Consider the following 21,721-nt stretch of genomic DNA (forward strand, 5'->3'; position numbering starts at 1 on the left):
GATCCGCGTCGTGCAGTGGTTCCAGAGCCCTGGTCGGGCGCACGACAGCCTGTCAGTCTATACCGGCGAGCCGGTCAGGTGCGAAGCCAGCGCCGGATCGCGAAGCCGGCCGAGAGTGCGGCCAGCACGACGCCGATGCCGATCAGCACCGGGACGACGACGACAGCATCCTGCATCGTCACCCACGTCGTGATGAACGGCACGCGTCCTCGCAGGTAACCGTCGACGCCGAAATGCACTCCGGCGACGACCGCCGCGCTCGCGAGCGCCGAGCCGAGGAACGCCGCGAACACGCCCTCCAGCACGAACGGCGTCTGGATGAAGCGGTTGGAGGCGCCCACCAGACGCATGATCCCGATCTCCTTGCGCCTGGCGTAGGCGGAGAGCCTGATGGTCGTGCCGATCAGCAGGATCGCGGCGATCAGCATCAGCGTGGCGATACCGACCGCGATGTAGGTCGCGACCGTCAACGCCGAGAAGAGCGGCTCGAGGTACTGCAGCTGGTCCTGCACCTGCTCGACACCGGCGACGCCGTTGAACGCCTCGGAGATCACCTGGGATTGCCCGGGGTCCTTCATCGTGACGAAGAAGACCTCGAACGCCTGTTCAGGGGTGATCACGCTCGCCTGATCCTCGCCGAGCTGTTCGACGAGCTTGGCGTAGGTGTCTTCCTTGGAGTCGAAGCTGACCTCGCTGATCAGAGGGGCGAGCGCCTCGCCCTCGAGCTGAGCTCGCACGGCGTTCACCTGCTCCTCCGAAGCGCCCCCGTCGACACAGGTGTCCTGCTCGGAGATGTCGGAGCACATGTACACGGCGACCTGGGCCCGCTCGGTCCAGTAGCCGCGCATGGTGCCGATCTGCGCCTGCATGAGGATCGCGGCGCCGACGAACGTCAGCGACACGAAGGTGACGAGCACGACCGAGATGACCATCGAGATGTTTCGACGAAGGCCCCCGAGTGCCTCGGTGAGGATGAGTCCGATTCTCATGACGTCGGCCCCACTTCTTCCGAGCCGTCATCGGACAAGCCGAGGCGATCGGCCACGCCGAGTTCCGCGACGTCGACCTGCGGGATCACGATGGGATGCGTTCGAGGCGCGCCAGGAGCCTGGACGACGGCCGGCTGCTCCTCGATGATGGGCGGTTCGATCGGGGCTGCCTGCGCCTCCGGTGTCTCGGAAGCGGTCGGCACGGCATCCGCGGATGCTCCTGCGGCCTTGCGCTGCGCAGTGAGCTCCTCAGCGAGCGCCGCGCGGACGAGGGAGAGATCGGCGGTCTGGCGCTGCACCTCCTGCACCGCGGTGAGGGCGGCCGCAGCTGCTGCGCCGCGCACCTCCTCGGGGACCAGGCGAGGGATCTTCGACGTGTCGCCGTAGCCACCGTGCACCTCGTCTCGCACCATCACGCCATCGCGGAGCTCGATCACTCTGCGCTGCATCTGGTCGACGAAGCCCGCCTCATGAGTCGCCATGAGCACGGTCGTGCCGCCCGCGTTGATCCTCGCGAGAAGCTGCATGATGTCGACCGACGTCGCCGGATCGAGGTTTCCGGTCGGCTCGTCCGCGAGCAGCACCTGGGGGCGGTTGACGAGCGCTCGAGCGATCGCGACGCGCTGCTGCTCTCCGCCGGAGAGCTCGTGCGGCATCCGCTTCTGCTTGCCGTCGAGCCCGACCAGCGCGAGCGCCTCGGGGACGGCCTGCTGGATGAAACCGCGCGATGAGCCCGTCACCTGCAGAGTGAAGGCGACGTTCTGGTACACGGTCTTCGACGGCAGCAGTCGGAAGTCCTGGAACACGGATCCGATGTGGCGTCGGAAATAGGGCACCTTGCGGTTGGCGAGCGAGCGCAGATCACGCCCCAGCACGGCGACACGTCCGGTCGTCGGCACGTCTTCGCGGAGGATGAGCCGCAGACAGGAAGACTTGCCCGACCCTGAAGCACCGACGAGGAAGACGAACTCCCCCCGCTGCACTTCGAAGTCGACATCGGACAGAGCGGGCCGTGAGGTCCCGCGATAGCGTTTCGTGACGTTCTCGAACCGAATCATGGCGGTTCGAGCCTAAGCGCGCCCGTTCATCTGCTCGCGAGCGACACCCCGCGCGGCCCCCCTGAGTGTCGCACGGCACTGCTATACATGGAGGTGCCGATCCATGCCGCCGTGTGGACGATACTCCGAGGGGGAACCATGACGACGCCTGCAGGCTGGTACGACGACGGATCCGGACGCCAGCGCTGGTGGGACGGCACCCAGTGGACCGAGCATTTCGCGCCCGTCGTCGAGTCTGCGGAGTCCGCGGCAGACGAGCACGCCGGGGGTTCTGCCGAAGACCAGGCGACGAGCATCGGCTCCGAGTCTGCGGAGAGCGCAGACCACGCCTCGTCCGCCGGGTTCCCGGAGTCCGCGGCCGACGCCGAGACCGCCGCGTCGATCGAGTCGGTCGCCGCCGTCGAGAGCCAGTCATGGAACACCCCCGCGCCGTCCGACTCGGATGCCGACGCACAGCCCCCGGTCGAGGTGCCTGCCGACGACGCCGTAGTTCCTCAGCCTGAATCCTCCTGGTCGGCCTCGGAGACTCCCGCGGAAGCGCCCGGTAACGCGCCGGAACCTGAGTTCACCGCTCCGGGAGGCGCGACGCCGCCCGACGACACCGTGCCGCCGTATGCCGGGGGCGCACCCTCCTACCCCGGAGCTGCTGCTCCCGCGCAGCCCCAGGAGTACCCTGTGGCACCCGGGTATCCGGGGGCGGCAGCGCCGAGCTACCCGGGCAACGCCGCCTACGCGCCTGCAGGTCAGCAGTACGGTGCCCCCACGGGCTACCCGGCCGCGTATGGAGCGACGGCTCCCGCAGCCCCGTCGGGTCCCTCGATCCTCGGTCTCGTCGGACTCGGGCTCGCGGCGCTCGGCACGATCCTGTCCTGCATCCCCGTGATCTTCTGGCTCGGCTGGCTGCTGCTCGGCGTGGGCTTCATCGTCTCGCTCATCTCGCTGTTCCTCAAGGGCAAGAAGTGGCCGGGAATCTCAGGCCTCATCCTCTCGGTCGTCGGCGCGATCATCGCCGTCGTCATGTTCTTCGTCATCGTGTTCGCGACGGTGTCCGAAGCCGTCCGCGATCTGCCGACGGCACCCCCGTCGAGCGATTCGGACACCGGCACCGGAACCGAAGAACAGGGCACGGGCACGCCCGAGGTCGTCGAAGGCGAGATGGGCTCCCCCGTGGCGATCAACCAGATGACCGCCACCAGCGAGGTGACCATCCACTCGGCCACGTGGGCGACGAGCGACGGCTCGAGCATCCCCTCGACCAACGGCGGCTATGTGATCCTCGACGTCACCTTCACCGGCGTCTCGGGCACGAGCTACCTGAGCGCGTTCAACTTCGGCATCGAGACCGCTGAGGGCGTCGAAGGGACCTACGACTACTACGTCGACGGGATCGTGGCTGAAGAACTCGAGCCCGGCGACACGATCGACGGCAAGATCACCTTCGACGTCGCGCAGAGCGAGTCCTACGACGTGATCTTCACCGACGAGTTGCTGCAGGAGGTCACCCGCATCACCGTCGTCCCGTCAGCCGGCTGAGACCAGGAGCGGAACGGCGATCATGACGATCCCGGCTGGTTGGTACGACGATGGTTCCGGCCGTCAGCGCTGGTGGGACGGTGTGGCTTGGACGCAGCACACCGTCGCCACCGAGGCATCCTCGACGGGGATGCCGTCTGACGCGGCCGGGCAGCAGCCCCCGGAGAAGCCTGTCGCCGCCGTCGCCGGTGAACCGGTCTTCGAACCGCCCTACGCCTGGCACTCGTCGAATCCGACCGGCCCGAATCTCGGCCCCACCGCGAACGCATCACAGGTCGGCTACACGTCGACGCCCGGTACTTCTGCGGCCTTCTTCCCGCCGGCGCAGTACGAGTCATACGCACCCGTTCCGCCGACGAAGAAGGTGCCTGTTCTCGGCATCATCGGACTCGGCGTGGCCGGGCTCGGAGTGGTGCTCTCCTGCATACCGCCGATCGCGGCGGCAGGTTGGGTACTGCTCGGGGTCGGCCTCGTGCTCTCGCTGATCTCCCTCTTCCTCCGCGGTGCGAAGTGGCCGGGCGCCGTGGGCCTGGTGGTCGCTGTGCTGGGGAGCATCATCGCGGTCGCCGTGCTGTTCCTGTCGCTCGGCGCCACGAGCCAGTCGTCGATCGCCACGACACCCAGTGCGAGCCCGCAGCCGTCTCAGGACTCAGTGCCAGGCGATGCCGGCGCGAGCGGCGAGGAGTCACCGGTTGTGGAGGGCGCCGAGAACGTTCCCGTCAACGAGCTGGCGGTCGGGCACTGCCTTCCCCTGGTCGAGTGGGAGGAGGAGGTCTACGAGCTGCCGGTCGTCCCCTGCGACCAGCCGCACACCGACGAGGTCTACTTCATCTTCGAGGCGCCAGAGGGCGACTACCCCGGGGACGACGGGTTGCAGACTCTGGCGACCGACGGGTGTGATGCCGCTTTCGAGGAGTTCGTCGGCATACCCTACGCCGATTCGGAGTTCGACAACTACTGGTTCGTCCCGACCGAGGCGTCGTGGAATCGCCTGCACGATCGAGCCATTCAGTGCATCGTGATCAGCTACGACGAGGTCACCGGCACGCTCGAAGGCGCTGCCCGCTGAGAGCCGAAAGTACGCTCAGTCCTCGTCTTTGCGCTTGCGCCAGCGGATGCCGGCCGAGATGAACCCGTCGAGATCGCCATCGAAGACGGCGGCGGGGTTGCCCGACTCGTGTCCGGTGCGGAGATCCTTCACGAGCTGCTGACCGTAGAGGAAGTACGAGCGCATCTGATCGCCCCAGCTCGCCGTGATGTTGCCGGCGAGTTCCTTCTTCTTCGCGGCCTCCTCCTCCTTCTGGAGGAGCAGGAGCCGGGTCTGCAGCACGCGCATGGCCGCCGCGCGGTTCTGGATCTGCGACTTCTCGTTCTGCATCGACACGACGATGCCGGTCGGGAGGTGGGTCAGCCGCACGGCGGAGTCAGTCGTGTTGACCGACTGTCCACCGGGGCCCGACGAGCGGAAGACATCGACGCGGATGTCGCTCTCGGGGATCTCGACCTCGGTCGCCTCCTCCATCAGAGGAATGACCTCGACCGCGGCGAACGACGTCTGGCGCTTGTCGGCAGAGCCGAACGGGCTGATGCGCGCGAGACGATGCGTTCCGGCCTCGACCGACACAGTGCCGAACGCGTAGGGCGCATCGATCTCGAACGTGGCCGACTTGATGCCGGCGCCCTCGGCGTACGAGGTGTCGAGCACCTTGACGGGGTACTTGTGGCGCTCGGCCCAGCGCAGATACATGCGCATGAGCATCTCAGCGAAGTCGGTGGCGTCGTCGCCGCCGGCACCCGAGCGGATGGTGATGATGGCTGAACGCTCGTCGTACTCGCCGTCCATGAGCGTCTGGACCTCGAGCTGGTTGATGATCTCGGTGAGCGCGTTCAGCTCGACGCGAGCCTCGACAGCCGACTCCTCGTCGCCCATCTCGTTCGCGAGGCCGACCAGAACCTCGAGGTCGTCGAGTCGACGGCCGATGCCCTCGACCCTGGCGAGCGCGGACTGCCGGTGGCTCAGCGCGCTGGTCACCTTCTGTGCGCGTTCGGGGTCGTCCCAGAGGTCCGGCACGCCGGCTTCCTCGCTGAGGCGCGCGATGTCGGAGCGGAGGGTCTCGACATCGATGACCTCGCGGATGTCACCGTAGGTGAGTCGCAGGGCTTGGATGTCGGCGGAGAGATCGAGTTCGAGCATGTCTCGTCCAGCCTAACGTGCCGCCTGCACGGGCGGGAACGGCGTTCGAACCGGAGTAGCGTGAAACGAGTGAGCAACGCATCCACGGTCCTGAGGCGATTCGGACCGATGGTGTATCTCCCGACCGTGCTCTTCTCGCTCGGCGAAGGCGCCGTCATCCCGCTGATCCCCGTGATCGCCGCGCGAATGGGCGCCGATATCGCGTTCGCCGCTCTCGTGGCATCCGCGCTCGTGGTCGGACAGCTCTGCGGAAACCTCCCTGCGGGCTGGGCCGTCGGCCGCATCGGCGAACGCTTCACGATGGTGATCGCCGGCGTGATCGCGATCGGTGCGGGCGTGGGCATGGTCTTCGCCCCCACGCTCGGGGTGCTCGCGGCATCCGTGTTCCTCCTGGGCTTCTGCGCCGCCGCCTTCGGGCTCGCCCGCCATGCATTCATGACGACGAGGGTCCCGATCGCCTTCCGCGCGCGGGCCCTCTCGCTGCTGGGCGGAAGCTTCCGGCTCGGCATCTTCATCGGGCCCTTCGTCGCCGCCGGTCTGCTGCAGCTGTTCGGTTCGGAGTCGGCGGCGATCTGGTTCTTCCTGGGCTGCCTCGTCGTCATGGTGCTGCTCGTGCTTCTCGGCCCGGATCCGGAGAAGACGATCGCGCCGACCACCTCCGTGCGGACCGCCGCGCTTGCGGATGATTCGGGCGAGCCCGTGACCGGTTCGATTCCCACCGCCGCGCGCACGGGCATCTTCCGGACCATGTGGCAACAGCGCAGCGTGCTCGGGCGACTGGGGCTCGCCGCCGCATCCCTGTCGGCCGTGCGGTCGGCCCGGCAGGTGGTGCTGCCGCTGTGGGGTCTCTCGCTCGGCCTGGACGCCTCGACGATCGCGCTGGTCGTCGGCATCTCAGGTGCGATCGACTTCGCACTGTTCTACGCGAGCGGCCAGGTGATGGACCGGTTCGGACGCCTCTGGGCGGCGATGCCGGCGATGGTGTTGATGGGAGCGGGGTTCCTCGCGCTCTCCTTCACGCATGACCTGGATGCGGCAGTGCTGTGGTTCGGCATGTTCGCCGCAGTGCTCGGGGTCGGCAACGGCCTCTCGAGCGGCATCCTGCTGACGCTGGGCGCCGATGTCGCCCCGAAGAGCGAGCCTGCTGCGTTCCTCGGTTCGTGGCGCACGCTGACGGATGCGGGAGGAGCCGTCGCTCCCCTGCTGGTCTCGGCGATCGTGGCGATCGCCTCACTGCCGATCGCGGCAGCGGCCATGGGAGTTATCGGCCTCGTCGGTGCGGGTGGCTTCATCCGGTGGATCCCTCGCTTCGTCCCCCGTGCCGAAGAGGAGGGCTCATGATCACCGCCCTCGGTGCCGACGTGCGTCGCCTGGTCATCGGAGCCGCGTCGTCGACGGATCAGGAGCGGGATGCTGTCGCGGACTTCGCGACCTTCTTCCGCGATGATCATGGGCCGGTATCTCGCGATGATGGGCCGGACCACGCCACGGCCTCCGCACTGGTGTTCGACCCTTCGCTCACTCGCACGCTGCTGGTCTTCCACGCCAAAGGACGGTTCTGGGTGCAGCCCGGCGGGCATCTCGAACCTGAAGACGCATCGATCGCGGAGGCCGCTCTGCGCGAACTGCGCGAGGAGACCGGCGTCGACCTGCCCGCTCTCCTCGAGCCCCTCGTCTACGACCTCGATCATCACGGGCTGTCTTCCGCCTTCGGCCGCTGCACTTCGCACCTCGACATCGGGGTGGCTGTCGTCGTCGACGACGATCTCGCGCTCGTCGTGAGCGAGGAGTCGGAGGACGTTCGTTGGTGGCCGATCGACGCACTGCCTGAGCATGTGCCGGACGGTTTCCAGGGGCGGGTGCGCAGGCTGCGGGATCGTCTGGTCGGCTGACGTCGACGAGCTCGCGAACGGCAGTCAGCGCAGCGCCGTGCGACTCGTCCCTGTCGCTTCCAGCCGCACCCCGTCGGGAACGAACAGGGACATGAGCGGCGGACTCCATATGATCGCGACGGTCACCCGTGACGAATGGCCGTCGGGGCTCGACGCCGATTCCAGAGTCACCGCTGCCGGAAGTGCTGCGAGCAGCCCCTCGGCCTGATCTCTGACGCCCTGATCGGTGAGATCGGCGCGAGCAGTGTCGCCGTCGACTGCCAGCGTGAAACCGTCCGCTCCGGCGAGCGCTGCCGCGTCGGCGATCGCATCGAGTCTCTTCTGAGAGATGTAGAGGTCTGTCGCGCAGACGCTCACGAGGATGAGGGCGAGGGCGAGCATCGCGTAGCCGAGAGTCAGGAGCAGCACGCTTCCGTCGTCGCCTGCCCGCCTCACCCTCCGCCCCACAGACGAGACATCTTCTGCACGGCGGACCCCTCGACCCCGATGGAAGCGGCCTCGTCCCATCCGAAGACCGAGGGGATGAGGGGCAGGGACACCGACGTCGCGACCGTGACGGTCATGGTCGCGCCGGCCGATGGGCATGCCACCTCGGCGGGCACGCAGGTCACAGACACCTCGGTCGATTCCGCGTCGATGCCGTACTGATCGGAGATGCTCGCAAGCACTCGCTCGCTCCGCACGGCTGCCGCGGCAGCATCCGGGGCCAGGGCGATCGCTCTCGCCGTGTGACGTGCGGCGGCCTCGACGCCCAGCGTCTGCTCCTGGACAGCGCCCAGCGCGGTGATCAAGTACACGAGCGGTACGAGCAGAATGACGCCGACGGCGATGAACTCGAGGGCCGCCGAGCCGTCGTCATCCATCGTCGAACGACTCCTCGGGTGCATGCGCCTGCACCTCCAACGCGAACGGCACACCGAGAAGCCCGATCACCGGAAGTGTGGTGCGAATGCGAACTTCGATCGTCGGCTGAGCGAGCGCCGTCGAGCGAACCACCGTCACATCTTCGGCGTACGCCTCACCGATCGCTCGGGTGATGATCTCCCGTGCGCGCTCGGCTCCCTGATCTGTCGAGGTGTCCGCCAGAGCGGCGTGATAGGCGCCGTCGACTGCCGCGTCGTGCACGACGTTGCGGACGTAGACGGCGAGCGCGAGTTGCATCACGCCGAGGGTGAGGAGAGTGAGCAGAGTCCCCACGAGCACGAACTCGACCGGGCTCGATCCGCCCTCGTCCGCGACGAAGGGCCGTGTCGATCTGACGGACATCGGGTGACCCCCGTCAGAGCCCCGACACACGCTGGATGGCCTGTTCGAACAGCGCGCTGAGCGCCGGGCCTGCCACCGCCCAGATCAGCACCACGAGACCCGCCGTCATCAGTGTGACGAGCACCCATCCGGGTACGTCTCCGGTTTCGTCGTCGACGAGGTCCTGGAGGAGATCCTGAGAGCGGCGGTCCGCGAAGCGCATCCTCTGGAGTCGAGAAGTTTTCATGTCGTCCTTTCGTGATCACTCAGCCGATGCCGAGTCGCAGAATGAAGAGGCCCGGGTAGATGGCGAAGAGAACGGAGAGCGGGAGGATGAGGAACACGAGCGGGAGGAGCATCAGGATCTCCTTGCGTCCGGCCTGTTCGATGAGGACCCGCTTGGCGTCCTCACGTGCGTCGCCGGCCTGAGCATGTAGGACTGCGGAGAGCGGGGCACCGTGCTCGAGCGCGGCGATCACCTGGTCGATCGCACGTGAGAGCCCGGGAAGCTGCAGTCGAGCGGCCATCTCGGCGAGGGCATCGGCGAGCGGTGATCCCGTGCCGACAGCGAGAACCACACGGCGGAGCTCGCCGGCGAGCTCCCCGGATCCGACTGCGGCCACCCGACGCAGGGAGTCGAGGAACCCCTCCCCTGCTGACAGGCACAGAGCGAGGAACTCGAGGGTCGTCGGCAGCTCGTCGGTCAGTCGAGCCCGACGAGCTGAGACACGTGCCGTCAGCTGCATGTCGTATCCGAACCCCGCAGCCGCGCCCAGGATGCCGGGCAGCAGCGCGACCGGCGGACTCATGCGCCCCGCGAGCGCGAGCACGATGACAGCGATCGCACCGGTCACGATGCCTGCAAGCACCCACCCGAGCTGACGCCCGCGGAAGGCGCCATGCTCCAGCGGGAGCCCGGCCTGCTCGATCCTGTGGCGAAGGGCTTCACCACCACCGAGCAGGCGCTCGAAGATCGCCAGCGATCGGCGCCACACTGTCCGGTCACCTGCCGACAGCACTCCGACGCGTGGGAGTGCTCCGTCGGGCAGGTCGCCATCGGGCACCACGTCTCGCACGTACGGTGCGACACGCAGTGTCAGCGGCGATGCTGACCAGTGCGGCATCGCGGCGAGGATGCAGAGAAGTCCGGATCCGACCGCGACGCCGCCGAGAATCGCGACCGCGACCGCGGAGACCGGGTTCACCCGAACCACCTTCCCGGCTCGGGCAGACGACCGATGCGGATCATGATGCGGTATGCGATCACCGACACGCCAGCGCCGAGGCAGATCACCAACATCCCCTCTGCGGTGCCGTAGGCGGCAGCGCCCTCGGGGCGCAGAACGAGCAGACCGAGGATCACCCAGGGCGCGACCGCCCCGAGCACTGCGGCGCCACGGATCCACGACTGTCGGGCTTCGACCTCGCCGCGCAACACGGCATCCGCACGAACCGACGACGACAGCGCGCGCAGAACGCCGGAGAGTTCGGTACCGCCGACCTGTCTTGCCATGCGCAGCGTCTCGATGATGCGGTCGGCGATGGGATCGGCCAGCGAGGACTTCAGCCGGTCGAGACTCGTCTCGAACCGACCCGTGGCGCGCAGGTCTCTGGCGAACAGGACGAAGGCGGGCCGGATCATCCCGGGCGATGACTCAGCCAGGCTCGCGACGGCATCCGGCAGCGACAGCCCCACGCGGATCGATGCGATCAGGAGGTCGCACACGTCGGGCCAGAGCTGTCGCCGCAGCTTGCGCAGCCGCGTGCGTCGCGATCGCACGAAGACGATCGGCGCCACGCCTGCGGCCGCACCTGCCAGCCCGGCGAGAATCGGAATCGCAGTGAGGAGCCAGACGACGGAGGCTGCGGCGAGCGCCACCGTCGCGATCACCAGCAGAAGTGTGCGCGCGCTGACGGAGGCGAGGCCGCCTTCTTCGAGCAACCGAGCCAGACGCCCGCGGCGTCTGACTTTCTCCTCCTCCGGACGCGGAGGCCACAGCCAGGGCGACGCGCACAGCAGCACGCCGGCGGCGAGCATCGCTCCGAGCAACACCGTCATCGTGTGCCTCCCGCAGGTTGCGGCTCGCCGCGTCGCCACACCGCACCGCCTGCGACGGCGGCGCCGCGGATGTAGACCTCTCGCGCGACGATCCGCCCCTCGATCACCTCGCCGGTCGGCGCGATGACCTCGTGCACCCGTCTGACTCCGTCATCGCCGCGCACGCAGTGCACGACGAGATCGACCGCTCTCGCGAGCACAGGCACGATGAATGCTCTGTCTATGTTCCGTCCGGCGAGCAGCGGGAGCAGCGTGAGCTTGTCGAGCGCCTCGGCAGCGGAGTTCGCGTGCACGGTCGCAGCGCCCGGCACACCGGTGTTCAGCGCGAGCACGAGGTCAAGCGCCTCCGCATCTCTGACCTCACCCACCACCAGGCGATCGGGCCGCATCCGCAACGCCTCTTTCACGAGCCTGCGCAGCGTGATCTCGCCGGTTCCTTCGAGGCTCGCCTGACGCCCCTGCAAGGAGACGGCATCGGGACCCTGCACAGCGAGCTCGAAGGTCTCCTCGACGGTGATGATCCGTTGACGGTCGGCGCACGAGGCGAGCAGCGCCCCGAGGAACGTGGTCTTGCCCGCATGGGTGGCGCCCGACACCACGACACTCTTGCCCGCGCGCATCGCCTCGCGCAGCAGATCGCCGAGCTGTGCGGTCAGGGCGCCGTGCTCGACCAGCGCATCGAGGGTGCGAAAACGGGGCAGGAACTTGCGGATGTTGACCGACCAGGCGCCCCGGACGACATCCGCGATGGCGACATGCAGGCGAGACCCGTCGGGAAGAGACGCATCCACGAACGGCTGACTGATGTCGACACGGCGGCCGGTCGACTGCAGCATCCGTTCGACGAGATCGCGCAGGGCCGACTCCGTGAGACGCAACTCGATGCGCTCTGCGACTCCGCCGCGCGCGATGTGGATGCTCTCGGGACCGTTGAGCCAGATCTCCTCGATCTCCGGGTCGTCGAGAAGCGGCTGCAAAGCCCCGAAGCCGCTCACCGCTGCGAGCACGTCGCGCACGCATGCGGCTTCGTCGTCGATCATCGCCGCACCCCGTGCGAGCGCCAGATCGTTGAACCTGCGCACCTCCGCCAGCGTGACCGTGCGCGCGGCCGCGGAGTCGAAGGTCGGATCCGTGCCCTCAGCGCGGAGTCGCTGCCGGACGCGCTCTGCGACGAGGACGGAAGGCTGGATCACCCGAGCATCCTCGCAAGGATCGAGCACCGCCCGTCGGAGTTATCCACAGCCGAGTTCGGGCTGCGGGCGGATCCTCAGCAACGCACGATCCCCCGATCAGTAGACTGATTTCACCGCGCGGGAGTGGTGAAATTGGCAGACACGCAGGATTTAGGTTCCTGTGCCCTAGGGCGTGTGGGTTCAAGTCCCACCTTCCGCACCGATCTGTCGCATCCCCCGCGACCGACGACTTGACCGCCGCACAGCGCACGACGACGGGAAATCCATGCATCACGCCGCTCTCATCCCCTGGCTCGACCCCGCCACCATCATCGGTTCGGCCGGCCCCTGGGCGCTTCTCGTGGTGTGCTTCATCGTCTTCGCCGAGACGGGCCTGCTTGTCGGATTCCTGCTGCCGGGCGACACGCTGCTGGTGATCTCCGGTCTGCTGTCGCACCCGATCGCCGGCTCCGAGCACGGCGTCTTCGGCATCAACGTGTGGATCGTCGCGCTGCTCATCGGTCTCGCCGCCTTCGTCGGTGGTGAAGTCGGCTATCTGATCGGGCACAAGGGTGGTCCTGCGGTCTTCGAACGCAAGGAATCGGGCCTGTTCAGCAAGAAGAACGTCGAGCGGACCAACGCGTTCTTCGAGCGCTTCGGCGGCATCACCGTCATCCTCGCCCGCTTCGTGCCGATCGTGCGCACGTTCGCGCCGGTCGCCGCCGGTGTGGGCCACATGCCGTGGCGGCGCTACACGCTGTACAACCTGATCGGTGCGATCCTCTGGGGCTTCGGCCTCACGATGTTCGGCTACGCGATCGGGTTCATCCCGCCGGTCGCGCACTTCGTCGAGAGCTACATCGACCTGATCCTGCTCGCAGCCGTCGGCGGCACCGCGCTGATCACCGTCTGGCACTACTTCTCGGAGCGCCACAAGGCCAAGAAGGAGGCCGCGGCAGGCGAGGGAGAGACCGACGCCGCCGAGGCCGAAGCGCTCGCCCTCGACCCCGAGGTCTTCGACCGCGCTCCCGACTTCGACGGCGACGGCAAGCACTGATCTCGAACGAGTGAGACAGGCGGGCTGAGGACTCAGCCCGCCTTCTTCTTGCCCGGGCTCTTCTTGGTGCTCGCCTTCGCCTCGGACGACTCCGATCGCGCGGCCTTCGTGCGCGCGACGCTGGCGCGCAGCGCCTCCATCAGGTCGATGACCTCGCCGCTCTTGGCGTCGCCATCGCCCTCGGCCTCGGCGAACGTGTCCGAGACATCGAACGTGTCGCCCGCCTCGATCTTCGCGTCGATCAGCGTGCGCAGCTCCTTCTGGTACTCGTCGACGAACGACTCGGGGTCGAAGTCGGCCGAGTAGCTGTCGACGAGGGATGCTGAGAGCTCGAGCTCCTTCTTCGAGATCCGCACGTCCTCGTCCAGTGCCGGGAACTCGGCCTCGCGCACCTCGTCGGCCCACAGCAGCGTCTGCAGCACGAGCACCTTGCCACGCACTCTGAGGGCGGCGAGGCGGGTCTTCTGACGCAGCGTGAACCGCACGATCGCCGTGCGATCGGTCTGCTCGAGCGTCCTGCGCAGCAGCACGTAGGCCTTCGGGGACTTCGAGTCGGGCTCGAGGTAGTAGGGCTTGTCGAGCGTCAGCAGGTCGACCTGGTCGGAGGGCACGAACTCGACGACATCGATCTCACGGCTCTTCTCGGCCGGCAGCGCCGCCAGATCGTCCTTGGTGAGAACGACTGTCTGCCCCTCGTCGACGTACGCGCGATCGATATCGGCATAGGCCACGGTCTCGCCGCACACCTCGCACGTGCGCTGATAGCGGATGCGCCCGCCGTCCTTCTCGTGCACCTGATGCAGCGGCACATCGTGGTCTTCGGTCGCGGAGTACACCTTGACCGGCACGTTCACGAGGCCGAAGGTCAGCGCGCCCTTCCAGATCGTTCTCATGCCCCCAGTGAACACCAGCCGCGCCGGTGGGGGCCAGTACCTTGACTACGCTGGCGTCATGGTCGCAGAGGCTCAGAACGTGCAGATCGACGGTCGTCGACTGCGCATCACGAACCTCGACAAGGTCGTCTACCCCGAGACCGGCACCACCAAGGGCGAGATCATCGCCTACTACACGGCGATCGCGCCCCACATCCTGCCGCTGCTCGCCGGGCGTCCGGTCACCCGCAAGCGCTGGGTCGAGGGGGTCGGAACCGCGGATGCTCCCGCCGACGCGTTCTTCACGAAGCAGCTCGAACCGGGCGCTCCGAGCTGGATCCCCCGCCATGCGATCGAGCACTCCGACGGGCCCAAGGACTATCCGCTCGTCGACGACGTGCCGACCCTGGTCTGGCTCGCCCAGGTCGCAGCGATCGAGCTCCACGTGCCGCAGTGGCGCTTCACCGCGGATGGTCTGCCAGGCAGACCAGACCGCCTCGTGCTCGACCTCGACCCAGGACCCGGCGTCGAGCTCGCGCAGTGCGCCGAGGTCGCACGCATCGCACGCGGTCTGCTCACCGACATGGGGCTCGACCCCGTGCCCGTGACCAGCGGCAGCAAGGGCATCCACCTGTACGCCGCCCTGCCAGAGCAGCAGACGAGTGACGAGATCTCGCTGGTCGTGAAGGAGATCGCACGGCTCATCGAGGCGGAGCACCCCGACCTCGCCACCAGCATCATGGCCAAGGCCGCACGCGGAGGCAAGGTCTTCCTCGACTGGAGCCAGAACAACGGCAAGAAGACCACGATCTCGCCGTACTCGATGCGCGGCCGTGCGCAGCCGTGGGTTGCTGCGCCCCGCACCTGGGAGGAACTCGACGATCCTGACCTGGCGCAGCTCGATTTCGCGACCGTGCTCGAGCGCGCGGAATCGGGGCTGGATCCGCTTGCACCTCTGCGCAGCGATCACCCCCACGAGCGCCCCCACTCTGTCGAGACGAAGTCGGAGCAGACACCCGCAGAAGCGACCGTCACCCGATCGGCCGCCTCGCGCCACCGCCCTCGAATCGCCGCGGCCCCGAGTGCATCCGCACCAGTCACCCCGGCATCCGTCTCCCCCATGCTCGCCGAGAACGGCACCCCTGCCATCGCGCGCAGCCTCAGTTCGCCCTCGTGGGTCGAGGTCAAGTGGGACGGCATTCGCGCGATCGGCACCTGGGGCGACGGACGGATGCTGATCCACGCCCGCAGCGGCACCGACATCACTGCCCGCTACCCCGAGCTGACAGCTGACGGAGCGCCGTTCCTCCCTGTGACCGACGCGATCATCGACGGCGAGATCGTGGCATTCGATGCACACGGCAGACCGAGCTTCTCGATGCTGCAGAACCGCATGCACCTGACTCGGCCGCGCGAGATCGAACGCGAGGTCGTGCGCACTCCGATCGTCTACATGGCCTTCGATCTGCTGCGCCTCGACGGCCACGACCTCAGCTCGATGCCGCTCACGCAGCGACGCACCCTGCTCGAGGAGGTCATCTCCGACCTCGATGCGCCTGTGCAGGTGCCGCCCGTGTTCGACGACCTCGATGCGGCGCTGGCTGCGAGCGACGAGTTCGGCCTCGAGGGTGTCGTGGTGAAGGATCCGTCGTCGCGCTATCGCCCTGGTCAGCGCTCACCCTCCTGGCTCAAGATCAAGCACACCCGGATGCAGGAGGTCGTGATCGTCGGCATCCGCCCTGGCAAGGGCGACCGCGAGGGGACGTTCGGCTCACTGCTGCTCGCGGTGCCCGACGGCGGCCGGCTGAGGTACGTCGGCCGCGTGGGCACGGGCTTCACAGACCGGATGCTGCGCGACCTGCTCGCGCGCCTCGCCCCGCTGCGGGTCGACGCGGCGCCTCTCGACGGCGTCCCCGCGCTCGATGCCTCAGACGCGCTGTGGGTCGAGCCGGAGCTCGTCGGCGAAGTCGAGTTCGCGAACTGGACTCCCGACGGAGTGCTGCGACACTCGCGCTGGCGCGGCCTGCGCCCCGACAAGACGCCCGCAGAGGTCGTCGTCGAAGCCTGACGACTCACGCGTGATGCGGCTCGCAGTCCGACTGCTCGGCCGGCTCGATCTGGAAGGTCGAATGCTCGACGTCGAAGTGGTGCGCGAGGCACGACTGGAGATCGTTCAGCAGCCTGGTCGAGCGTCCGTCGGCCAGGAGAGCCGGTTCCACGCTGACGTGTGCGCTGAAGACGGGGGCTCCACGGGTGAGCTGCCATACGTGCACGTCGTGCACCCCCACCACGCCGTCGTAGTCGAGCAGGTGCTGACGGATGTCGCTGACCGCGGTTCCAGCGGGCGCTGACTCCGAGAGCACCGAGAACACCTCGCGCAGCAGCGAGATCGCCCGCGGGATGATCAGCACGGCGATCATCATCGATGCAATCGCATCGGCCGGCATCCATCCGGTGGTCACGATGATGATCGCGGCGATGATGACCATCGCCGAGCCGATCAGGTCGCCCATCACCTCGAGATACGCACCTCGCACGTTGATGCTGGTGCGCTGCGCGCGGCTGAGCAACCACATCGAGATCGCATTGGCGACGAGGCCCACGACGGCGACGATGAGCATCAGCCCGCCCACGACCTCGGTCTCGCCCGGATTCAGCAGTCGTCCGACGGCCTCGAACGCGACCCAACCCGCGAGCACGATCAGGATGATCGCGTTGATCAGGGCTCCGAACACCTCGGCCCTCTGGTACCCGAATGTGCGCCGGTCATCGGCCGGGCGCGCGGCGACCGCCGCGGCGATGAGGGCGATCACGAGAGCCGACGCATCGGTGAACATGTGGGCCGCATCCGCCAGCAGCGCGAGAGACCCGGTGAGGATCGCACCCACCACCTGCACGACCATGATGGTCGCGGTCAGGGTCAGCGAGATCGCCAGAAGCCGACGATGGCTGGCCGAGCGGATGCCGCCGGCGGCGGGTGCGTGATCGTGCATGCCTCCAGGCTAGACCGGCGATCACGCGCGTCGGCGGCGATGGGCTTAGTCGGGAATGGTGATGATTCTCAGTAGTCCATGCTCAGCGGGAGCGGGAGTACTCGAGTATGACGCAGCCGTTGTCGAACGACCGCACCTGGTCGAGGGCGAACTGCGTCGGCGAGAACTCATGCCTCGCCATCGGGATGCCGGACCCGGCGATCACCGGGTACTTCTTGACGATCAGGCGATCGATCTCGTCGAGCAGCACGCCCGCGAGCGAGGCTCCGCCCGCGAGGTAGATGCCCAGCCCATCCTCCGCCTTGAGCTCCCGCACCCGCGCGACGGGATCGGTGCTCACGACCTCGACGTTGGCTTCACCCGGGTCTTCGAGCGAGCGACTGAACACGACCGTGCGCAGGTGCGAGTACGGGTCGGTGATGCCGACCTCCAGCGCAGGCTCGAACGTGCGTCGGCCCATCACGACCGTGTCGAACCGGGTCAGCGGGTCGTCCGCGCCTCCGCGCGCCGCGCGAACGCGTGCCGGCTGGAGGTCGGCGAGCTCGGTGCCGAGCGTCTCGGCGAAGGCCGGAGTCACGGGATAGAAGTCGACCTCGTCATCAGGGCCGGCGATGAACCCGTCGAGAGTGACTCCGATGTAGTAGGTGAGATCTCGCATGCCGACCACGATAACCACTACGCATGCAGTACGTCAAGCGTAGTGGTTATGGTGAAAGCGAGTCAGAGTCCTGCGAGCAGCGGCACCAGTTCGGCGAACGCACGCGCTCGATGCGACTGGGCCTGCTTCTCCACGTCAGAGAAAGCGCCGACCGTGCGCTCGCGCCCGTCAGGCTGGCCGTCGGGGATGAAGATCGGGTCGTACCCGAATCCACCGCCGCCGGACGCCTCCCGCGCCAGACGACCGGGCCAGTTCCCGACGACCACGTGCTCGCGACCATCCGGAAAGACCATCGCGATCGTCGAGTTGAAGTGCGCGGCGCGGTGCGGATCTGCGATGTCATGCAGCTGGTCGAGCAGCAGCTCGAGGTTGGCCGTGGCATCCTTCTTCTGCCCCGCCCAATAGGCCGAGAACACTCCTGGCGACCCGCCCAGCACGTCGACGCAGATGCCCGAGTCGTCGGCGAGAGCGACGAGCCCCGTGTGGTGCGCGGCAGCGCGCGCCTTGATGAGGGCGTTCTCCGCGAACGTGACGCCGTCTTCGACCGGCTCCGGGCCGTCGTACGCGATGATCTCGAGATCCGGACGCGTCGCCGCGACGATCTGCTGGAACTCCGCGACCTTGTGCGCGTTGTGCGTGGCGAGGACGACCTTCATCAGCCGGCGAGCGCCTTCAGCTGGTGGTCCTTCAGGTCGGCGCACCCGGCGACGCCCAGATCGAGCAGGGCGTCGAGCTCGCGCTTGTCGAAAGGCGCCCCCTCTGCGGTTCCCTGCACCTCGACGAAGAGTCCACGACCGGTGACGACGATGTTCATGTCGGTCTCGGCGCGGACGTCCTCGACGTATGCCAGATCGAGCATGGGCTCGCCGTCGATGATGCCGACAGAGATCGCGGCCACAGAATCGAGCAGCGGCGTCGCGTTCTTGCCGATGAACTTCTTCTCACGGCCCCACTCGATGGCGTCCGCCAGCGCGACGTACGCTCCGGTGATCGCGGCGGTGCGCGTCCCTCCGTCTGCCTGCAGCACGTCGCAGTCGATGACGATCGTGTTCTCGCCGAGCGCCTTGGTGTCGACCACGGCGCGAAGCGCGCGTCCGATCAGACGGGAGATCTCGTGCGTGCGTCCGCCGATGCGGCCCTTGACGCTCTCGCGGTCGTTGCGGCTGTTGGTCGCGCGAGGAAGCATCGAGTACTCGGCCGTGACCCACCCCCTGCCCTTGCCGGTGAGCCAGCGAGGCACGCCGTTCGTGAACGACGCGGTGCACAGCACCTTCGTGCCGCCGAAGCTGATCAGTGCCGATCCCTCAGCGTGGCTGCTCCATCCGCGCTCGATCGTGATCTCGCGGAGCTGGTCGGTGGAACGGCCGTCGGCGCGGACGATGCTGGTCATGGGGTTCCTTCGGGTGGAGGTGGATGAAGCGGGTGCTGCGGGTGCTGCGGGAGAGCTACGAGCCGGGGGCCGTAGCGGGGAGCGTGATGACGCCGGTCTGCACGAGCTGGACGTCGCGCACCTCCCGGCCCATCAGACGGTTGGCGAGGGCGGTGAACTCGGTCGTGGAATCACCGGTCGCCTCGTAGACATACGACGCCGTGGCGTCGGAGGATGCGAGCAGGTCGCCGCGCACGAGCTGACGGTACACATCGCCCGCGGTCTCGTCGTCGCTGGAGACGAGCGTGACGCCCTCCCCCATCACGTAGCTGATCGCACCGCGGAGGAACGGGTAGTGCGTGCACCCGAGCACCAGGGTGTCGACGCCGGCGTCGCGCAGCGGGGCAAGGTACTCCTCGGCGGTGGCGAGCACCTCCGGAGTGCCGGTGATGCCGCCCTCGACGAACTCCACGAAACGAGGGCACGCGGCGGTGAACACTTCGAGGCGCTCATTCACCTCGAGCATGTCCTGATAGGCACGTGAGCCGATCGTCCCGACTGTGCCGATGACTCCCACACGTCCGTTGCGGGTGGTCGAGACGGCTCGGCGCACTGCCGGACCGATCACCTCGACGACAGGGATGTCATACCGCTCCCGCGCGTCGCGAAGCATGGCTGCAGATGCGGTGTTGCAGGCGATCACGAGCATTTTGACACCCTGATCGACCAGCGTGTCGAGGACCTCGAGACTGTAGCGCCGCACGTCCGCGATGGGCTTCGGGCCGTACGGGGAATGGGCCGTGTCGCCGATGTAGACGAACGATTCCCGGGGCAGCTGGGCTCGGATGGCACGAGCCACCGTGAGTCCGCCGACACCGGAGTCGAAGATTCCGATCGGGGCGTCGTTCATGACTACCCAGCCTACCTGCGCGCGACCGCGTCATGCTCAGCAACCCGTGCGGGTGTCGTCACTAAGCTGAGCGGATGACGACGTCCACGGCGCTTCTGACCGATCGTTACGAACTCACCATGCTCGCCGCCGCGCTTCGCGACGGCACGGCATCGCGACCGAGTGTGTTCGAACTGTTCTCCCGGCGACTGTCCGGGGGGCGCCGCTTCGGCGTCGTGGCCGGCACCGGACGTCTGCTCACGCTGCTGCGCGAGTTCCGTTTCGGAGAGGACGAGCTGCGGTTCCTCCGCGACAACCACGTCGTGGATGCCGAGTCGCTCACCTATCTCGAGAACTACCGCTTCACCGGATCGATCCGGGGCTACCGTGAGGGCGAGCTGTACTTCCCCGGATCCCCGATCCTCACGGTCGAGGGCAGCTTCGCCGACGCCGTCGTGCTCGAGACGCTGGCTCTCAGCGTCCTCAACCACGACTCGGCCGTCGCCACCGCCGCGTCTCGCATGAGCATCGCGGCGGGCGAGCGCCCGCTGGCTGAGATGGGTTCCCGTCGCGCCGCCGAGCAGTCCGCCGTCGCCGCCGCACGCGCCGCCTACATCGCGGGCTTCCGCGCTACGAGCAACCTCGAGGCCGGACGCCGGTGGGGCATCCCGACGATGGGCACCGCCGCGCACTCGTGGACCCTCCTGCACGAGACCGAGGAGGAGGCCTTCCGGTCGCAGATCGACAGCCTCGGGACCGACACGACCCTGCTCGTCGACACCTACGACATCCGCACCGGCGTCGAGACGGCGATCCGCGTCACCGGCACGGGCCTGGGCGGAGTGCGGATCGATTCCGGCGACCTGCCGATCGTCGCCGCGGAGGTGCGGGCACAGCTCGACGAGCTCGGTGCGACAGGCACTCGCATCACGGTCACCAGCGATCTCGACGAGTACGCGATCGCCGCTCTGGCGGCGTCACCGGTCGACGCGTACGGCGTCGGCACCTCGGTGGTCACAGGCTCCGGATACCCCACGGCGAGCATGGTCTACAAGCTCGTGGCTCGTCAGGACCCGAGCGGAGCATGGATCGGCGTCGCGAAGGCCTCGTCCGACAAGGCGTCGCACGGCGGGCGCAAGGCCGCCTTCCGCACCCTCGTCGACGGCGTCGCCGAGGCCGAGACCGTCGTGGTCTCAGATGGCTTCGAAGAGCTCGACACTCCGGCGGAGCACGCGGACGGGCGCGCGTTGCAGACGACGTTCGTCGAGGGTGGCGAGATCGACACCGCGTTCGAGGGCCCCGAGGGCACCGCCTCCGCGCGTGCGCATCACCTTCGGGTGCGTGAGGAGCTCCCTGTGCGAGCGCTCGCGCTCAGCAAATCGGACCCGGCGATCCCCACCGTCTTCGTCGACGCGAACTGAGTGTCGCTGAGCTCGAGAGGGCTCAGCCGACCATCGTCTCGTAGATCTCCTTGCACGTGGGGCAGATGGGGAACTTCTCCGGGTCGCGACCCGGCGTCCACTTCTTGCCGCACAGCGCACGCACCGGCTTGCCGGTGATCGCCGACTCGAGGATCTTGTCCTTTTTGACGTAATGGGAGAAGCGCTCGTGATCGCCCGGCTCGAGGTTCTCCTCGCGGAGGAGTTCTTCCAGTTCGCGATCAAGCGTTGCCACGCCGCCCTGATCGGGGCTGTCCAGCGGAGTACTCATGCCGAGAGTCTAGCCGCGGAAGGGCTCGCTA

24 protein-coding genes and 1 tRNA gene are annotated in these 21,721 nt (G+C 67.7%); 8 read left to right on the forward strand and 17 right to left on the reverse strand.

Features of this window, described 5'->3' with window-relative positions; translation table 11 throughout:
• Positions 1-74 precede the first annotated feature (74 nt).
• Positions 75-989, reverse strand: coding sequence for a permease-like cell division protein FtsX (ftsX, locus tag FIV50_RS11365; protein ID WP_140037525.1), 915 nt, complete (start codon positions 987-989; stop codon positions 75-77).
• Positions 986-2,047, reverse strand: a complete 1,062-nt coding sequence (gene ftsE / locus FIV50_RS11370; RefSeq protein WP_140037526.1) for a cell division ATP-binding protein FtsE — start codon at positions 2,045-2,047, stop codon at positions 986-988. The genes ftsX and ftsE overlap by 4 nt, the downstream gene beginning before the upstream one ends.
• Before the next feature lie 138 nt (positions 2,048-2,185).
• Here ftsE and FIV50_RS17780 point away from each other — a divergent pair, with 138 nt between their 5' ends.
• Both FIV50_RS17780 and FIV50_RS17900 read left to right on the forward strand, forming a co-directional pair.
• Complete coding sequence (locus FIV50_RS17780; RefSeq protein ID WP_140037527.1) at positions 2,186-3,580, forward strand: DUF2510 domain-containing protein; 1,395 nt, start codon at positions 2,186-2,188, stop codon at positions 3,578-3,580.
• Between the two features lie 22 nt (positions 3,581-3,602).
• Positions 3,603-4,649, forward strand: coding sequence for a DUF2510 domain-containing protein (locus FIV50_RS17900; protein WP_140038749.1), 1,047 nt, complete (start codon positions 3,603-3,605; stop codon positions 4,647-4,649).
• Positions 4,650-4,664: 15 nt separating this feature from the next.
• Here FIV50_RS17900 and prfB read toward each other — a convergent pair whose 3' ends face one another.
• On the reverse strand, positions 4,665-5,774 hold the full coding sequence (gene prfB / locus FIV50_RS11385) for a peptide chain release factor 2 (RefSeq protein WP_140037528.1): 1,110 nt from the start codon (positions 5,772-5,774) through the stop codon (positions 4,665-4,667).
• A 108-nt stretch (positions 5,775-5,882) separates the two neighbouring features.
• Here prfB and FIV50_RS11390 point away from each other — a divergent pair, with 108 nt between their 5' ends.
• Both FIV50_RS11390 and FIV50_RS11395 read left to right on the forward strand, forming a co-directional pair.
• Positions 5,883-7,115 carry an MFS transporter gene (locus tag FIV50_RS11390; RefSeq protein WP_140038750.1) on the forward strand — a complete coding sequence of 411 codons (1,233 nt, stop codon included), beginning with the start codon at positions 5,883-5,885 and terminating at the stop codon, positions 7,113-7,115.
• A complete protein-coding gene (locus tag FIV50_RS11395) occupies positions 7,112-7,666 on the forward strand; it encodes an NUDIX hydrolase (protein WP_140037529.1) in 555 nt (184 codons plus the stop codon). The genes FIV50_RS11390 and FIV50_RS11395 overlap by 4 nt, the downstream gene beginning before the upstream one ends.
• Positions 7,667-7,690: 24 nt before the next feature.
• On the opposite strand, the gene FIV50_RS11400 is transcribed toward FIV50_RS11395, so the two are convergent.
• The 7 genes from FIV50_RS11400 to FIV50_RS11430 are packed head-to-tail and all read right to left on the reverse strand — an operon-like array spanning position 7,691 to position 12,163.
• Positions 7,691-8,074 carry a hypothetical protein gene (locus FIV50_RS11400; RefSeq protein WP_258184228.1) on the reverse strand — a complete coding sequence of 128 codons (384 nt, stop codon included), beginning with the start codon at positions 8,072-8,074 and terminating at the stop codon, positions 7,691-7,693.
• A 23-nt stretch (positions 8,075-8,097) separates the two neighbouring features.
• Positions 8,098-8,529: a TadE family protein gene (locus FIV50_RS11405; protein WP_258184229.1), complete on the reverse strand. Its 432-nt coding sequence runs from the start codon at positions 8,527-8,529 to the stop codon at positions 8,098-8,100.
• Positions 8,522-8,932 carry a TadE/TadG family type IV pilus assembly protein gene (locus FIV50_RS11410; protein WP_140037532.1) on the reverse strand — a complete coding sequence of 137 codons (411 nt, stop codon included), beginning with the start codon at positions 8,930-8,932 and terminating at the stop codon, positions 8,522-8,524. The genes FIV50_RS11405 and FIV50_RS11410 overlap by 8 nt, the downstream gene beginning before the upstream one ends.
• 13 nt (positions 8,933-8,945) lie before the next feature.
• A complete protein-coding gene (locus tag FIV50_RS11415; RefSeq protein ID WP_140037533.1) occupies positions 8,946-9,134 on the reverse strand; it encodes a hypothetical protein in 189 nt (62 codons plus the stop codon).
• 43 nt (positions 9,135-9,177) lie between these two features.
• Entirely contained in the window at positions 9,178-10,116 is a 939-nt protein-coding gene (locus FIV50_RS11420; protein ID WP_140037534.1) for a type II secretion system F family protein, read from the reverse strand.
• Positions 10,113-10,970 carry a type II secretion system F family protein gene (locus FIV50_RS11425; protein WP_140037535.1) on the reverse strand — a complete coding sequence of 286 codons (858 nt, stop codon included), beginning with the start codon at positions 10,968-10,970 and terminating at the stop codon, positions 10,113-10,115. Before FIV50_RS11425 ends, FIV50_RS11420 begins: the two co-directional genes overlap by 4 nt.
• Positions 10,967-12,163 carry a CpaF family protein gene (locus FIV50_RS11430; protein ID WP_140037536.1) on the reverse strand — a complete coding sequence of 399 codons (1,197 nt, stop codon included), beginning with the start codon at positions 12,161-12,163 and terminating at the stop codon, positions 10,967-10,969. Before FIV50_RS11430 ends, FIV50_RS11425 begins: the two co-directional genes overlap by 4 nt.
• Before the next feature lie 117 nt (positions 12,164-12,280).
• On the opposite strand from FIV50_RS11430, the gene FIV50_RS11435 reads away from it, so the two are divergent.
• Positions 12,281-12,362, forward strand: a tRNA-Leu gene (locus tag FIV50_RS11435).
• A 66-nt stretch (positions 12,363-12,428) separates the two neighbouring features.
• Positions 12,429-13,199, forward strand: a complete 771-nt coding sequence (locus tag FIV50_RS11440; protein ID WP_140037537.1) for a DedA family protein — start codon at positions 12,429-12,431, stop codon at positions 13,197-13,199.
• Positions 13,200-13,231: 32 nt separating this feature from the next.
• Here FIV50_RS11440 and ku read toward each other — a convergent pair whose 3' ends face one another.
• Positions 13,232-14,092: a non-homologous end joining protein Ku gene (gene ku / locus FIV50_RS11445; protein WP_140037538.1), complete on the reverse strand. Its 861-nt coding sequence runs from the start codon at positions 14,090-14,092 to the stop codon at positions 13,232-13,234.
• A 58-nt stretch (positions 14,093-14,150) separates the two neighbouring features.
• Here ku and ligD point away from each other — a divergent pair, with 58 nt between their 5' ends.
• Positions 14,151-16,139, forward strand: a complete 1,989-nt coding sequence (ligD, locus tag FIV50_RS11450; RefSeq protein WP_140037539.1) for a non-homologous end-joining DNA ligase — start codon at positions 14,151-14,153, stop codon at positions 16,137-16,139.
• Positions 16,140-16,143: 4 nt separating this feature from the next.
• Here the strand turns inward: ligD and FIV50_RS11455 are convergent, their stop codons facing one another.
• The 5 genes from FIV50_RS11455 to murI form a co-directional block, all read right to left on the reverse strand.
• The gene (locus FIV50_RS11455) at positions 16,144-17,064 is read right to left on the reverse strand and encodes a cation diffusion facilitator family transporter (protein ID WP_140037540.1); all 921 of its coding nucleotides are present in this window, start codon (positions 17,062-17,064) and stop codon (positions 16,144-16,146) included.
• Positions 17,065-17,146: 82 nt separating this feature from the next.
• Positions 17,147-17,722: a dihydrofolate reductase family protein gene (locus FIV50_RS11460; protein WP_140037541.1), complete on the reverse strand. Its 576-nt coding sequence runs from the start codon at positions 17,720-17,722 to the stop codon at positions 17,147-17,149.
• A gap of 62 nt (positions 17,723-17,784) precedes the next feature.
• Complete coding sequence (gene rdgB / locus FIV50_RS11465; RefSeq protein ID WP_140037542.1) at positions 17,785-18,378, reverse strand: RdgB/HAM1 family non-canonical purine NTP pyrophosphatase; 594 nt, start codon at positions 18,376-18,378, stop codon at positions 17,785-17,787.
• Positions 18,378-19,112 (reverse strand): ribonuclease PH, encoded by a 735-nt coding sequence (gene rph / locus FIV50_RS11470; protein WP_140037543.1) that lies wholly within the window; start codon positions 19,110-19,112, stop codon positions 18,378-18,380. Before rph ends, rdgB begins: the two co-directional genes overlap by 1 nt.
• A 55-nt stretch (positions 19,113-19,167) precedes the next feature.
• Positions 19,168-20,001 carry a glutamate racemase gene (gene murI / locus FIV50_RS11475; RefSeq protein ID WP_140037544.1) on the reverse strand — a complete coding sequence of 278 codons (834 nt, stop codon included), beginning with the start codon at positions 19,999-20,001 and terminating at the stop codon, positions 19,168-19,170.
• 74 nt (positions 20,002-20,075) lie between these two features.
• On the opposite strand from murI, the gene FIV50_RS11480 reads away from it, so the two are divergent.
• A complete protein-coding gene (locus FIV50_RS11480; protein WP_140037545.1) occupies positions 20,076-21,401 on the forward strand; it encodes a nicotinate phosphoribosyltransferase in 1,326 nt (441 codons plus the stop codon).
• A gap of 22 nt (positions 21,402-21,423) precedes the next feature.
• Here FIV50_RS11480 and FIV50_RS11485 read toward each other — a convergent pair whose 3' ends face one another.
• Entirely contained in the window at positions 21,424-21,690 is a 267-nt protein-coding gene (locus FIV50_RS11485; protein ID WP_042536500.1) for a DUF3039 domain-containing protein, read from the reverse strand.
• Positions 21,691-21,721: the final 31 nt, after the last annotated feature.

It is taken from the genome of Microbacterium foliorum (assembly GCF_006385575.1).
In the GTDB taxonomy this organism is placed as follows: domain Bacteria; phylum Actinomycetota; class Actinomycetes; order Actinomycetales; family Microbacteriaceae; genus Microbacterium; species Microbacterium foliorum_B.

Bases quoted from the DNA above. Each gene is read 5' to 3' on its own strand.
- rph (WP_140037543.1), bottom strand. From the start codon at position 19,112: ATGACCAGCATCGTCCGCGCCGACGGCCGTTCCACCGACCAGCTCCGC.
- FIV50_RS11405 (WP_258184229.1), bottom strand. From the start codon at position 8,529: ATGGATGACGACGGCTCGGCGGCCCTCGAGTTCATCGCCGTCGGCGTC.
- ftsE (WP_140037526.1), bottom strand. From the start codon at position 2,047: ATGATTCGGTTCGAGAACGTCACGAAACGCTATCGCGGGACCTCACGG.
- FIV50_RS11415 (WP_140037533.1), bottom strand. From the start codon at position 9,134: ATGCGCTTCGCGGACCGCCGCTCTCAGGATCTCCTCCAGGACCTCGTC.
- FIV50_RS11425 (WP_140037535.1), bottom strand. From the start codon at position 10,970: ATGACGGTGTTGCTCGGAGCGATGCTCGCCGCCGGCGTGCTGCTGTGC.
- ku (WP_140037538.1), bottom strand. From the start codon at position 14,092: ATGAGAACGATCTGGAAGGGCGCGCTGACCTTCGGCCTCGTGAACGTG.
- FIV50_RS11480 (WP_140037545.1), top strand. From the start codon at position 20,076: ATGACGACGTCCACGGCGCTTCTGACCGATCGTTACGAACTCACCATG.
- FIV50_RS11485 (WP_042536500.1), bottom strand. From the start codon at position 21,690: ATGAGTACTCCGCTGGACAGCCCCGATCAGGGCGGCGTGGCAACGCTT.
- FIV50_RS11460 (WP_140037541.1), bottom strand. From the start codon at position 17,722: ATGCGAGATCTCACCTACTACATCGGAGTCACTCTCGACGGGTTCATC.
- rdgB (WP_140037542.1), bottom strand. From the start codon at position 18,378: ATGAAGGTCGTCCTCGCCACGCACAACGCGCACAAGGTCGCGGAGTTC.
- ftsX (WP_140037525.1), bottom strand. From the start codon at position 989: ATGAGAATCGGACTCATCCTCACCGAGGCACTCGGGGGCCTTCGTCGA.
- FIV50_RS17900 (WP_140038749.1), top strand. From the start codon at position 3,603: ATGACGATCCCGGCTGGTTGGTACGACGATGGTTCCGGCCGTCAGCGC.
- FIV50_RS11390 (WP_140038750.1), top strand. From the start codon at position 5,883: ATGGTGTATCTCCCGACCGTGCTCTTCTCGCTCGGCGAAGGCGCCGTC.
- prfB (WP_140037528.1), bottom strand. From the start codon at position 5,774: ATGCTCGAACTCGATCTCTCCGCCGACATCCAAGCCCTGCGACTCACC.
- FIV50_RS11455 (WP_140037540.1), bottom strand. From the start codon at position 17,064: ATGCACGATCACGCACCCGCCGCCGGCGGCATCCGCTCGGCCAGCCAT.
- FIV50_RS11410 (WP_140037532.1), bottom strand. From the start codon at position 8,932: ATGTCCGTCAGATCGACACGGCCCTTCGTCGCGGACGAGGGCGGATCG.
- murI (WP_140037544.1), bottom strand. From the start codon at position 20,001: ATGAACGACGCCCCGATCGGAATCTTCGACTCCGGTGTCGGCGGACTC.
- FIV50_RS17780 (WP_140037527.1), top strand. From the start codon at position 2,186: ATGACGACGCCTGCAGGCTGGTACGACGACGGATCCGGACGCCAGCGC.
- FIV50_RS11440 (WP_140037537.1), top strand. From the start codon at position 12,429: ATGCATCACGCCGCTCTCATCCCCTGGCTCGACCCCGCCACCATCATC.
- ligD (WP_140037539.1), top strand. From the start codon at position 14,151: ATGGTCGCAGAGGCTCAGAACGTGCAGATCGACGGTCGTCGACTGCGC.
- FIV50_RS11395 (WP_140037529.1), top strand. From the start codon at position 7,112: ATGATCACCGCCCTCGGTGCCGACGTGCGTCGCCTGGTCATCGGAGCC.